Genomic DNA, 12031 nt, shown 5'->3' on the forward strand with positions numbered 1-12031 from the left:
GGCGCCGGGCCTCGTCGGCTCCTCGACCGCGATGGAACGTCTGTGGAGGGCCGGTGGATCAGCGGCTGATCAAGACGGCGGTGCTCGGTGGGCCCGACTCGCTGGAGCCGGTGATCATGCCGACGGACTACGCCACCGCCATGGGCCTGCGGCTGACCCACAAAGGCGCCACCTTCTGGTGCGGCACCCGGCTGGGTGGATGCGGCCGCCGCATCACGACGCGGATCGGAAAGAAGAGAGTCCCGCATTTCGCTCACTTCCCGGACGCGGAAGACTGGTGCAGGCGGACCAGGTTGGGAGAAGACAGCGCGGATCACCCGTTCATCGACCGTGATCTGCAGGCGTGGCTCGCCCGCCAAGGGGCGCCCGCCAGGACTCCTGAATTCCTTCAGGAGTCTGCTGCCGCAGCAGGAGGGTGTGCTGGCCTGCTGCTCGAATCCTCCGACGGCCGCAAGAAGGTCGCGGTGGTGCTCGACGACGACGATCCGAAGATGCCAGCAGGGCAGTGAAGGCGACCACCGAACGCTCACCCCTCATGCGCCGGCGCCTGCCCGCATCGCCGAAATCCAGGCGAATACGGCTGTCCGCGACGTAGCCTGGGTGGCGGACTGGGTGGAGATCATCCTGAATCGCACCAAGACCGAACGCCCCAACCCGGGCTCCTGCGCGATGTGAGATGGGTGCTGGGGCGCTTTCCGCCGCTTGGGTTCGCCGCCGAACGCAAGGACCTGAAGAGGTTCCTTCAGACGCATAGCAAGGGCGCCCCGCCTGCCGAACGAGGAAGAGTTCAGGCACCGGCACCGGCACCGGCAGCGGAGCCCGGTCGCCCGGCCGAGCCGAGCACCTCACGGGCGAAGCGCCAGAAGGCCTCTGGCGGCCAGGCGGTCTGCATCTGCGGATGGAGGGGGGCTTCCACACCGCTTCCAGCTGCACACCACCTGGCTGGGCAATCAGGGCAGACATCACCGGCGCCTTTAGGTGACGCCCGTGCGGGCCGCGCCCAGAGCAACCGTATGCCGACCGGCGAGGTGTCTGGGGCCGGCGCTCTCGACTCGAAATGTCGTAGCCGTCCGGCAGGACTCGACTACCGAGCGTTCCGGACGGCCGCGTAGAGCTCAACCCTGGACATCGACCGTTCTCGCTTAAGACAAGCCGACTAGTTCTCCACCAAAGGGCGTAGGCACAGTGTCACACCGGCCTGCTTTTTCGACGTAAGGAAGTGCACCTCCCGATCGTCTGGAGCGCAGGGTGGGTCGATGGGTACGGGGTTGGCCGGGTCGGTGGTGCGGCGACCCACGACCTTGAAGGCGGGCTCGCCGATCATCGGGTGCTTGCAGGGTTCCTTGTTCCACACCCTGCTGTTCCACAGGTAGAGGCAGTCACCGATTCTCGCCTGGCGCGCGCCACCCACATAAAAATGCAGGATCACCCATCCGATGGCCAGCGCCGCCATGAGCGCGGGACCCATCACGAAGCTGGTGCGGCGGACGAAGTTGGTGCGGTGGACAGGCGACCTGGACCATGACGAGGTCCAGGCCGACGTTGCCCTGCCACTTTGTGCCGGGCCGGACGGTTTGGGCGACGAACTCCTTCCGGCGGCCGGCTTGGCTGGCGCGAAAATGGAGGACAGCGTGCGCTTCAGCTTGTTCGCCGGTCGTCGGCCCGGCACCGCGGGTGTCGGCTGTGGGCCGTGTGTTGCGGTGAGTCGCGTCTTCGCAGCGGTCGAGGACGCCTGATTCTGGGCGGCCGACTGGTTCGCGGGCGGAGTCCACAGAGCCGTATCGGGTTTCGGCGGGATCACTCGTGGGATCGGCGCCGACATCGGCTCTCCCGTCGGCCGGGGAGCGCCCGGTTCCGCAGGCCCGTCCACCGAGTCGGGCTTCGCCGCGAGCGGCGGGTCTGTCTGTTCGACGGTGCGGCGGGTCCGGTGAAGGGCGTTCCGGCTGCGCGTGCGGTAGCCGGTGACCATGTCCATGACGTCCTGAGGGAGCCACTCGGTGACGGCTTCGGCCGGTGAGGCGAGGCGTTCGAGGACGTCCTCCACGTCCGGGCGCGTGTCCGGGGACTTGGCAAGGCAGGCGGCGATCACGGAGACCAGCCTGGAGGGCACGTCGTGCAGGTCGGGCGCGTCGTCGATGACGCGGTGCAGCGCGGCCAGCGGCGACTCGGCCGCGAAGGGGCTGCGTCCGGTCGCGGCGAAGGTCAGTACCGAGCCTAGTGAGAACACGTCGCTGGACGGCCCGGTCGCGCGGCCCTTGGCGTGCTCGGGCGACATGTACTCCGGGGTGCCGAAGACGCCGCTGGCGGGGTTGGGCGCGGAGTCCAGGGCGCGGGCGATACCGAAGTCGATGATGCGCGGTCCGCCGTCGGCGAGGATGATGTTGCGCGGGGTCAAATCGCGGTGGACGACGCCGCATCCGTGGATGGCGGCCAGGCCCTCGGCGAGGCCCGCGCCGAGCACCCGGACGGCGTGTTCGGGAAGCGGTTCGCGGCGTGCGCGCACGGCGTCGTACAGGGACGGGCCGGGGATGTAGGCGGTCGCGAGCCAAGGCTGCTCGGCGTCGGTGTCGGCGTCCACGACCTGCGCGGTGTAGAAGCCTCCGACGCTGCGGGCGGCGGCGACCTCGCGTGCGAACCGGGCCCGGAAGGACGGGTCGCCCTGCAGCAGGTGCGCACGGACAATCTTGACCGCGACGGTCATCCCGCCGGGGGACGCACCGAGGTAGACCTCGCCCATCCCGCCGCCGCCAAGCCGGGCGGCGAGCCGGTAGCGGCCCGCCCGCCGGGGATCGGTGTCCCGCAGCGGTTCCATCCCACACGGCCCCCTTCGAGGATCAAGCTTTCGGGTGAGATCTTTTCAGGAACCGGGCACTCAAGGGAACATAAGCGTATTTCGGGGCCGGGCCCGGTATGTTCTGCGTGGTCCTGCGAAGAGGGGACGGTCCTGGCAAGGCCTCCTCGGGGGGGGGAAAGTACCTGCGGACAGCATTGGCGCCGAGAATGATCTCGGTGGATGGTGTGCGCTCCTCGACCGCGATGGAGTGTCTGCGGAAGGCCGGTGGATCAGCGGTTGATCACGACGTCGGTGCTCGGTGGGCCCGGCTCGCTTGAGGCGGTGATCATGCCGACGGGCTACGCCGCCGCCATGGGCGAGATCCTCACCGGCCTCGGGGGCGCCCGAAGACCGGATCCATCGCGATAACGGGCTCACCGGCACCAAGCGGGAACAGCCCGGCCTGGACCAGACGCTGGCGGCCGTCCGCGCCGGTGACACCCTGGTCGTCCCGAGACTGGGCCGACTGGCCTGGTCGGTGCCGATGCCCGCGACATCGGCGGCACTCTGGTCAATCGCGGCGTCCGCCTGTCGCTGGGCGGCGGCATCTACGCCCCAGCCGACCCCGTGAGCAAGATGTTCTTTACCATGTCGGCCGTATTCGCGGAGTTCGAGGCTGACCTGATGCGCGGCCGCGAAGGTATGGTCATCGCCCGCTCTTGCGGCGGACTCAAAGGCCGCGCGTCCAAGCTGGCCACCGTCAGCAAGCCGAGCTGGTGCGGATGCACGCCACCGGCGACGACACCATCGCTGAACTCATGGAGGTCTTCTGCGTCGGCCGCGCCACCGTCTACCGGGTCCTGAACCGCACGGCGGTCGCCGAGCAGCCCTAGAGCACGAGCGCGTCATGACCACGGGCCTGCGCACGATCGAGTTCGCCATCCGGCAGCGGCCTGAACGACAGGTCCACGAGGTGGTTCCCATCCTGGACGGTCGGCCACTGCTTGAGCTGATCGACGGATTCGAGATCGACTCGGGTATGCGGCCGGCCGGTGGCGCCTACGAAGGCCTGATCCCCGCCTCCTACCGATACGGACCACTCGATGAGTACTTCCTGGGGAAGGACAACCCCGGGCTCGGCCCCAAGACGGCCGTACTGGCCTGCGAGTGTGGCGAGGTCGGCTGCTGGCCGCTCATGACCCGGATCACACCGGGGGGAACCTGGTGGTGTGGAACGATTTCGAGCAGATCCATCGCCGTACTCGCGACTACACGGCGTTCGGGCCGTTCCTGTTCGACCGAGCACAATACGACCAGGCTCTGGCCGCTCTCCTGCTCGACCTCGCAGCCGCCGAGGAGCAAGGGGACTGACAAGGTCTGTAAACCGAACGCTCGCCGGCGACGAGCGTTCGGCCTTCCCCTACACCCATGCACCGGCCACCGGGAGCAAAGCACCGCCTGGTCGCCACGTCCGCCCCGCTTGTTCGGCACGACCGAAACCGGACGATTCTCTGACGGGCGACCCACGCGAGCATCATGTCGAGCAGGACAGCAACCGTCGCGACGGCAGTCGGCCTCGGATTGGCGGATGCGGGGAACCGGCGGCCACATCTCAGCCCCCTCGGTCGCCGTCCGCTCCGGTTCACCAACCCCTAGGAGGCGGAATGCGTCAGCCGCGCACCTTGCTCATGGCGGTCGCCGCCGCGACCACCATGACGACCCTGTTCGCCGGCGGAACGTCGACCGCGAACGCCGCAGACCACGCACCCGGCAAACCAAAGCCGACCGCAGCCGCACTGGATGACGATTACGGCTGCCCGTACGGCGATGTGTGCCTGTTCACCGAAGACGGCGCTTCCTGGCGCAAGTACTACTACTACGGCACCTATAACTTGCATCACGGAACGGGTGGTGGTTTGTGGACAATGACTAGTCGGGAAACGCTCACGTCGATCTTTGCTACGGCTACGGGGGGCAGCAACTGCTTCCCGGCCCGGTCGCCGGTGACCTCGTCTGGTACGACATGACCCCGATCAACTCGATCAGGTTGCGCCCGTGACGTGAAGGCCCGGCCGTGCTTCTTGCCCACTGGTCGGCAAGAGGCACGGCGCCGTCGGCGGCGGGACTCTAGGAGGACTTTGTAGGTGGTTGGTTGGGTTCGGGGTCTGGTGGTTCGCCGGGGTGTGTCTCCGGAGGAGCTTGCTGGGTGTGGTGAGCGGCCGGGGGGTTTCACGGCGGAGGTGTTCGTGCCGCTGGTGCGGTCGGGTCAGCGGGTTACGGGTGGGCTGTATCTGCGGGGTCTGCTCCTGGGCGGGCGGCGCACGTCGGTGCAGCCGATGGCCTGCCGGGTCGGTGTCGGTTACCGGCGGCTGCAGCAGTTCGTCATCTCCTCGGCCGGGCCGGTGGTCGCGGTGGGGCAGCGGCCGGCGCGCCGGGTGTTGGCTGTGGTCCGGCCGCAGGTGTGGGTGGTGGATGAGACCGTTTCCCCACGGACGGTGACCTGTCGCCTGCGGTGGCCGGGCAGCACTGTCCGCCGCTGGGCAAGACCGCCAATTGCCAGGTGGCGGTGAGTGTGCACGCGGCCACCGATCCCGCGTCCTGCCCCCTGGCCTGGCGGTTGTTTCTGCTTGAGAGCTGGGACAGGCCTGGTGCCGCCGAGCGGCACCGGCGCTGCCGCGTCCCGCCCGAGGTGCCCCACCGGCCCAGGTGGCAGTTGCGGTGGAGATGCTGGATGAGGGGCGGAGCCGCGCTTCGCCCCCCGGCTCACCCAAGCGGGTTACCCGAGAAAGTTCGTCCGGTGCCTGGCACCCACCCCTTGGTGAGCCTGCGCGGTCGTGTTCGGGAATTCCTGAGTGGTCGCCACTTCTTGTGAGCCGGTCGAGCGGAGCAACTTAATACTTAATACTCATCAGGGTAGGTCTCCTTCTATGTAACCCCATAAGCTGCTACTACACGCGCGTCCGCGAAGCGGTGCACGACGCCGCGGCGGAGAAGATCCTCACGCTGCTGCCGGGGGGAGACACCGGGACGGGTTCCTAGCCGTGTGTTCTCGTTTGGTTCTCAGAACGGGGGCTCGGGGATCGTCTCGGGGGTGAGGCGGGCGGGTGGCGGGGGCGTTCGTGCTGGTCGGAGGCGGGCGGGGATCGAACCCGCCGTCCCGAGGTGCTCGGGACCACCTGTTTTGAAGACAGGGGAGGCCACCAGGCGCTCTTCCGCCTCCGGGCGGGAGTCTAGTCAGGGGGTGTAGAGGGCGGCCAGGGCGTCGGCGTACTTGGCGTGGACGACGCGGCGGCGGAGTTTCAGGGTCGGGGTGAGCTCCTCGGACTCGGCGGTCCACTCGGCGGGGAGGAGGCGCCATCTCTTGACCTGCTGGACGCGGGCCAGGCGGGTGTTGGCGTCCTCGACGGCGTGGGCGATCTCCTCCAGGACGAGGGGGTGCTCGGCGAGGGCGGCGAGGTCGGTGGTGTCGATGCCGTGGGCGGCGGCCCAGACGGGGGCGACCTCGCCGTCCAGGGTGATCAGGGCGACGACGTAGGGGCGGCGGTCGCCGAAGGCGAGGGCCTGGCCGACGAGCGGGTGCTCCTTGAGGTGGTTCTCCAGCAGGGACGGGGCGATGTTCTCGCCGCCCGCGGTGATGATGATCTCCTTCTTGCGGTCGACGACGCGGAGGAAGCCGTCGGCGTCCAGGGCGCCGATGTCGCCGGTGCGCAGGTAGCCGTCGGGGGTGAACAGGTCGGCGGTCGCCTCGGGACGGTTCAGGTAGCCGGGGGTGATCGTGGCGCCGCGGACGAGGATCTCGCCGTCGGCGTCGAGCTCGAGGTCGACGCCGGGGAAGGCGCGCCCGACGGTGCCGAGCTTGAAGCAGTCGCCGAGGTTGGCGGTGACGGCGCCGGTGGTCTCGGTCATCCCGTAGGCGTCGAAGATCTTCAGGCCGAGGCCGGCGAAGAAGCGGGCGACCTCGACGGGCAGCGGCGCGGCGGCGCTGGACGCCTGGCGGACGCGGTCGAGGCCGAGCAGCGCGCGCATCGGCGCGAGGACGGCGGCGTCCGCCCGGGTGAAGGCGGCTTCGACCTCGGGCGTCAGGGTGTTGCCGAACTCCTGGGCCGCGATGTAGGCGCGGCCCGCCTCCAGGGCCGATTCGACGGCCTGCTTCTTCGCTTCGTCCCGCTCGGCGGCGAGGACGGCCTGGACGCCCGCCATGATCTTCTCCCAGACGCGCGGGACGCCGAAGAAGCCGTGCGGGCGGACCTCGCGCAGGACGGTCGTGAGCTGCGCCGGGTCCGGGCAGAAGTGGACGTGCGCGGCGCGCCGGATCGGCAGGTAGTAGCTGAGGACGCGGTCGGCGATGTGCGCGAACGGCAGGTAGGAGATCGCGTCGTTGTGGTCGGGCAGGTCCGAGGCGTTCTCCACCAGCTCGGCCTCGGCGAGCGCCATCTCGTGCGTGATCAGCACGCCCTTGGGCCGCCCGGTGGTGCCGGAGGTGTAGAGCAGGGTCAGCACGTCGGACGGCGCGACCGCGCGCCAGCGGGCCTCCACGTCGGCGGGGTGCGCGGCGAGGTGCGCGCGGCCGAGGCCGAGGAAGGCGTCCCAGGTGAGGAAGCGGTCGCCGGTCGGGCAGGCGGCGGCGTCCACGACGATGACGCGGCGCAGCCCGGGCAGCCGGTCGAGGACGGGCAGCCAGCGGTCGAGCTGGTCGCGGCCGTCGAGCACGGCGTAGCGGGCCTCGCAGTCGGCGGCGACGAACCCGATCTGGTCGGCGGCGAGCGTGGCGTAGACGGTCGTGGGGACCCCGCCCGCGTGCACCGCGCCGAGATCGGCGAGGACGTGCTCGGACTGGTTCGGCATCATCAGCGCGACGACGTCGCCGCGTTCGAGGCCGAGCGCGGCGAACCCGGCGGCGGCCTCCAGGGCGGCGTCGCGGAAGGCCGACCAGCCGCGCGTCCGCCATCCGCCGTCGGCGCGGTCGGAGTAGGCGGGCCTGTCGCCGTGCCGTCCCGCGGTCTCGGCCAGCGCCGTGCAGATGGTCGTCATCGCGCCCTCCCGATGTCAGTAAGCACTTGCAGACATGCATCGCACCACGGGGCGCGGGCGCTCGGCAAGATCCACCCGGGCGGTCGCGTCCGGACTTTTATCCGCGATCACGCGGGTACGTTCCGCGAGAAGCCGGCAGGGGGCCGGTGGCGCGGACGACGGCTGGGGGGCTTCAGACCGCATGGCGACGACGACGTCGGACCGTGCGTCCGGGGGACGCACGTTCTTCGGCCACCCGTGGGGGCTGGCCACGCTGTTCTTCACCGAGATGTGGGAGCGGTTCAGCTTCTACGGGCTGCGCGCGATCCTGGTGCTGTTCCTGATCGCGCCGCCGTCCGAGTCGGGCCTCGGCATGGCCGAGGGCACGGCGAAGGCGCTGCTCGGCGTGTACATGTCGATGGTGTACTTCGTCGCGCTGCCCGGCGGGTGGGTCGCCGACCGGATCCTCGGCGCGCGCCGGGCCGTCCTGCTCGGCGGGTTCGTGATCATGCTCGGGCACCTGGCGATGGCGATCCCCGGCGGCGCCGGGTTCGTCTACCTGGGCCTCGTACTGATCATCCTCGGCACCGGGCTGCTGAAACCGAACATCTCCACGATGGTCGGCAAGCTCTACGCGGGGGAGGACGACGCCCGCCGCGACTCGGCGTTCTCCCTGTTCTACATGGGCATCAACATCGGCTCGCTCGCGCCGTTCGTGGTCGGATACCTCGGGCAGGACGTCAACTGGCACCTCGGGTTCGGCGCGGCGGCGGTCGGCATGGCGGTCGGGCTCGTCCAGTACGTCCTCGGCGGACGGCACCTGCGCGGCGTCGGCGACCAGCCCGGCCACCGGCTCACCCCCGCCGAGCGCGCCCGCTTCCTGAAGATCACCGGTGCGGTCGTGGCCGCCGCGCTCGTGGTCGTCGCGGTCGCCGCCGCCACGGGGCACCTCACCGTGGACGGCGTCACCGTCGCGCTGACCGTCCTGGCGATCGCCGTGCCGGTCGGCTACTTCGGGTACATGTTCCGCAGCCACGAGGTCAGCGCGGGGGAGCGGGTCAAGCTGCGCGCCTACGCGTGGCTGTTCCTCGCCGCCGCCCTCTTCTGGATGATCTTCGACCAGGCGGCCGGCCCGCTGAACATCTTCGCCCAGGACAACGTCGACCTGAACGTCCTCGGCTGGCACATGCCCGCGTCCTGGACGCAGAACATCAACCCGATCATCGTGATCTGCTTCTCGGCCGTGTTCGCCTGGCTCTGGCTGCGCCTCGGCGACCGCGTCTCCACCGGCCTGAAGTTCGGGTTCGCGCTGATCATGAGCGGCCTGTCGTTCGTGCTCATGTCGGTCGCCTCGCACGCCACGCACGGCGGGACGGTCAAGGTGTCGCTGCTGTGGCTGATCGCGGTCTACCTGCTGCAGACGCTCGGCGAGCTGTCGCTGTCACCGGTCGGGCTGTCGGTGACGACGCGGCTCGCGCCGACCGCCTTCGCCAGCCAGATGATGGGCGTCTGGTTCCTTGCCACCGCCGCGGGCGACGCCGTCGGCGGGCAGGTCGCGCGGCTCCAGCACCGCTTCGGGGACGTCCGGTACTTCCTCGTCCTCGGGCTGTTCTCGGTCGCCGCGGGCCTGGTGCTGTTCCTGTTCGTCCGGGCCCTGCGGCGGATCATGGGCGAGGGCGAGGAACTGGCGCCCAGCCGCACCTGACGCCTCCTCCTGTCGCCGCCCTCGCCGCCGCCCTCGCCGCCGCTCCCTCCGAGAGCCCTGCCGAGGCCTCGCCGAGGCCCCTGCCGACGCCTCGACAAGGCCCTCGCGGACGCCTCGCCGAGGCGCTTGCCGAGGCCCTCGCCGACGCCTCGGACGGACGGGTTCGCAGGTCGGGAGGTCTGTCCGCTCCATGACAGGATGATCGCGGGTCGTGTCAATGATCCTTCATGGGGTATCTGACCGGTGACGGTTCCGTGACCGAGCGGGGCCCTTTCCCTACCGAAGGAGCGGACATGACCATCGGGGGCATCATCACCGCCATCGTCTTCGGCGCGATCATCGGCGCCCTGGGCCGTCTCATCGTGCCGGGCAAGCAGAACATGTCGATCTGGCTCACCGTGGTCGTCGGCATCGTCGCCGCGTTCCTCGGAACCGGCCTGGCGCACCTGTTCGGCCTTCACACGAAGGGCTGGAACTTCTGGGAGACGCTCTTCCAGATCGCGTTCGCCGTCATCGGCGTCTACCTGGTGGCCGCCTTCTGGCCGAAGAAGTCCTACTAGCGAGGCGGGCCGGCCGGTTCACGCCGGTTCGCCGGTATCGCCCCGCAGGACGGGGCGCAGGCTCTCCAGCACCGCGGGGTCCTCGATCGTCGACGGCACCGGGACGTCCCGGCCGTCGGCGATCCCGCGCATCGCGCCCCGCAGGATCTTCCCGGAGCGGGTCTTCGGCAGCGCGCCGACGACCGCGACCTCCTTCAGCGCCGCCACCGGCCCGACCTGCTCGCGGACCATCGCGACCAGCTCGGCGCACACGGCCTCCGGCGCGTCCCGCACGCCGCTCTTCAGCACCACCAGGCCGCGCGGGACCTGGCCCTTCACCGCGTCCCGGACGCCGATCACCGCGCACTCGGCGACGGCCGGGTGCGCGGCCATGACCTCCTCCATCACGCCCGTCGAGAGCCGGTGCCCGGCGACGTTCACGACGTCGTCGGTGCGGCCCATGACCCACACGTAGCCGTCCTCGTCGATCCGCCCGCCGTCGCCGCTGAGGTAGTGGCCGGGGAAGCGGGTCAGGTACGACTCGACGAACCGCGCGTCGTCCTTCCACAGCGTCGGCAGCGTGCCCGGCGGCAGCGGCAGCCGGACGACGATGTCGCCCTCCTCGCCGGGCGCGGCGGCCGACCCGTCCGGACGCAGCACCCGCACGTCGTACCCGGGCACCGGCACCGACGGCGACCCCGGCTTGACCGGCAGCGGCTCCAGCCCGCGCGGGTTGCACACGATCGGCCAGCCGGTCTCGGTCTGCCACCAGTGGTCCACGACGGGCCGGTCCAGCATCCGCGCCGCCCAGTGGTAGGTGTCGGGGTCCAGCCGCTCGCCCGCCAGGAACAGCGTGTCCAGTGCCGTCAGGTCGTGCTCGGCGAGCAGCCGCCCGTCCGGGTCCTCCTTCTTGATCGCGCGGATCGCGGTCGGCGCGGTGAACAGCACCTTCACCCGGTGCTCCGACGCCACCCGCCAGAACGCGCCCGCGTCCGGCGTCCCGACCGGTTTGCCCTCGTACAGGACGGTCGTGCAGCCCGTCAGCAGCGGCGCGTACACGATGTAGGAGTGCCCGACGACCCATCCGACGTCGGACGCCGCCCAGAACACGTCGCCCGCGCCGACCCCGAACAGGTTCTCCATCGACCAGCGCAGCGCGACCGCGTGCCCGCCGTTGTCGCGCACCACGCCCTTCGGACGGCCCGTCGTCCCGGACGTGTACAGGATGTACAGCGGATCGGTCGCGGCGACGGGCACGCACCCGGCCGGTTCGGCCGCCGCGACCGCCTCGTCCCAGTCGACGTCGCGCGGGCGCGTGAGATCGGCGTGCAGTTGCGGCCGCTGCCGGATCACGCAGCGTTCCACCTTGTGGGACGCGAGCTCCAGCGCCTCGTCCAGGAGCGGCTTGTACGCGACGAGCCGGGACCCCTCGATGCCGCACGACGCCGACACCACGGCCTTGGGACGGGCGTGGTCGATCCGCGCGGCCAGCTCCGGCGCCGCGAACCCGCCGAACACCACCGAATGGACCGCCCCGAGGCGCGCGCACGCGAGCATCGCCACGACCGCCTCAGGGATCATCGGCAGGTAGATCACGACACGGTCGCCGCGGTCGACGCCCTGCGCCCGCAGCGCCCCGGCGAACCGCGCGACCAGCTCGGTCAGCTCCCGGTAGGAGTAGGTCCGGACGGTCCCGGTGACGGGGGAGTCGTAGACCAGCGCGGCCTGGTCGCCGCGCCCCTCCTCGACGTGCCGGTCGAGGGCGTTGTCGCAGGTGTTCAGCTCACCGCCGGTGAACCACCGGTAGAACGGCGGCGCGCCGTCGTCCAGGACCCGGTCGGGCGGCACCAGCCAGCGGATGTCGCGCGCCGCCAGCCCCCAGAAGCGCGTGGGGTCGGAGATGCTGCGTTCGTACGCCGCGGCGTAGGCGCCCATGTCGTCCTCCGGTCGGCTCCCCGGCCCCAATCCCTGTTTCGGGGCGCACCCCTATAAGGGACGGCCCGG

General features: G+C 70.4%; 10 protein-coding genes, 1 tRNA gene and 1 pseudogene. 8 read left to right on the top strand and 4 right to left on the bottom strand.

The genetic code is table 11. The features are described 5' to 3' along the window. Positions 1–53: 53 nt before the first annotated feature. Entirely contained in the window at positions 54–509 is a 456-nt protein-coding gene (locus tag ACFPCY_RS18720) for a competence protein CoiA family protein (RefSeq protein ID WP_378256820.1), read from the top strand. 647 nt (positions 510–1156) lie between these two features. On the opposite strand, the gene ACFPCY_RS18725 is transcribed toward ACFPCY_RS18720, so the two are convergent. After that, positions 1157–2812 carry a serine/threonine-protein kinase gene (locus ACFPCY_RS18725; protein WP_378256821.1) on the bottom strand — a complete coding sequence of 552 codons (1656 nt, stop codon included), beginning with the start codon at positions 2810–2812 and terminating at the stop codon, positions 1157–1159. Between the two features lie 376 nt (positions 2813–3188). Here ACFPCY_RS18725 and ACFPCY_RS18730 point away from each other — a divergent pair, with 376 nt between their 5' ends. From ACFPCY_RS18730 to ACFPCY_RS18750, 5 genes and pseudogenes are all read left to right on the top strand, one after another. Next, positions 3189–3404 (top strand): recombinase family protein, encoded by a 216-nt coding sequence (locus ACFPCY_RS18730; RefSeq protein WP_378257515.1) that lies wholly within the window; start codon positions 3189–3191, stop codon positions 3402–3404. Between the two features lie 88 nt (positions 3405–3492). Next, entirely contained in the window at positions 3493–3666 is a 174-nt protein-coding gene (locus tag ACFPCY_RS18735; RefSeq protein WP_378256823.1) for a helix-turn-helix domain-containing protein, read from the top strand. Positions 3667–3997: 331 nt separating this feature from the next. Beyond that, the gene (locus tag ACFPCY_RS18740) at positions 3998–4144 is read left to right on the top strand and encodes a hypothetical protein (RefSeq protein WP_378256825.1); all 147 of its coding nucleotides are present in this window, start codon (positions 3998–4000) and stop codon (positions 4142–4144) included. A 293-nt stretch (positions 4145–4437) separates the two neighbouring features. Continuing rightward, positions 4438–4800, top strand: a complete 363-nt coding sequence (locus ACFPCY_RS18745; protein ID WP_378256827.1) for a hypothetical protein — start codon at positions 4438–4440, stop codon at positions 4798–4800. Positions 4801–5028: 228 nt separating this feature from the next. Then, a pseudogene (locus ACFPCY_RS18750) lies at positions 5029–5645 on the top strand (transposase). Positions 5646–5896: 251 nt separating this feature from the next. Here the strand turns inward: ACFPCY_RS18750 and ACFPCY_RS18755 are convergent. Both ACFPCY_RS18755 and ACFPCY_RS18760 read right to left on the bottom strand, forming a co-directional pair. Then, positions 5897–5993, bottom strand: a tRNA-Sec gene (locus ACFPCY_RS18755). Positions 5994–6007: 14 nt separating this feature from the next. Beyond that, positions 6008–7804: an AMP-dependent synthetase/ligase gene (locus ACFPCY_RS18760; protein WP_378256829.1), complete on the bottom strand. Its 1797-nt coding sequence runs from the start codon at positions 7802–7804 to the stop codon at positions 6008–6010. 181 nt (positions 7805–7985) lie between these two features. Here ACFPCY_RS18760 and ACFPCY_RS18765 point away from each other — a divergent pair, with 181 nt between their 5' ends. Together ACFPCY_RS18765 and ACFPCY_RS18770 are read left to right on the top strand one after the other, a co-directional pair. Beyond that, a complete protein-coding gene (locus ACFPCY_RS18765; RefSeq protein ID WP_378256830.1) occupies positions 7986–9488 on the top strand; it encodes a peptide MFS transporter in 1503 nt (500 codons plus the stop codon). 293 nt (positions 9489–9781) lie between these two features. After that, positions 9782–10048, top strand: coding sequence for a GlsB/YeaQ/YmgE family stress response membrane protein (locus ACFPCY_RS18770; RefSeq protein WP_378256832.1), 267 nt, complete (start codon positions 9782–9784; stop codon positions 10046–10048). Between the two features lie 18 nt (positions 10049–10066). On the opposite strand, the gene ACFPCY_RS18775 is transcribed toward ACFPCY_RS18770, so the two are convergent. Further along, positions 10067–11962 (bottom strand): propionyl-CoA synthetase, encoded by a 1896-nt coding sequence (locus tag ACFPCY_RS18775; RefSeq protein ID WP_378256834.1) that lies wholly within the window; start codon positions 11960–11962, stop codon positions 10067–10069. Positions 11963–12031: the final 69 nt, after the last annotated feature.

It is taken from the genome of Actinomadura gamaensis, from assembly GCF_042652125.1.
In the GTDB taxonomy this organism is placed as follows: domain Bacteria; phylum Actinomycetota; class Actinomycetes; order Streptosporangiales; family Streptosporangiaceae; genus Spirillospora; species Spirillospora gamaensis.

Bases quoted from the DNA above. Each gene is read 5' to 3' on its own strand.
- ACFPCY_RS18770 (WP_378256832.1), top strand. From the start codon at position 9,782: ATGACCATCGGGGGCATCATCACCGCCATCGTCTTCGGCGCGATCATC.
- ACFPCY_RS18760 (WP_378256829.1), bottom strand. From the start codon at position 7,804: ATGACGACCATCTGCACGGCGCTGGCCGAGACCGCGGGACGGCACGGC.
- ACFPCY_RS18745 (WP_378256827.1), top strand. From the start codon at position 4,438: ATGCGTCAGCCGCGCACCTTGCTCATGGCGGTCGCCGCCGCGACCACC.
- ACFPCY_RS18725 (WP_378256821.1), bottom strand. From the start codon at position 2,812: ATGGAACCGCTGCGGGACACCGATCCCCGGCGGGCGGGCCGCTACCGG.
- ACFPCY_RS18775 (WP_378256834.1), bottom strand. From the start codon at position 11,962: ATGGGCGCCTACGCCGCGGCGTACGAACGCAGCATCTCCGACCCCACG.
- ACFPCY_RS18765 (WP_378256830.1), top strand. From the start codon at position 7,986: ATGGCGACGACGACGTCGGACCGTGCGTCCGGGGGACGCACGTTCTTC.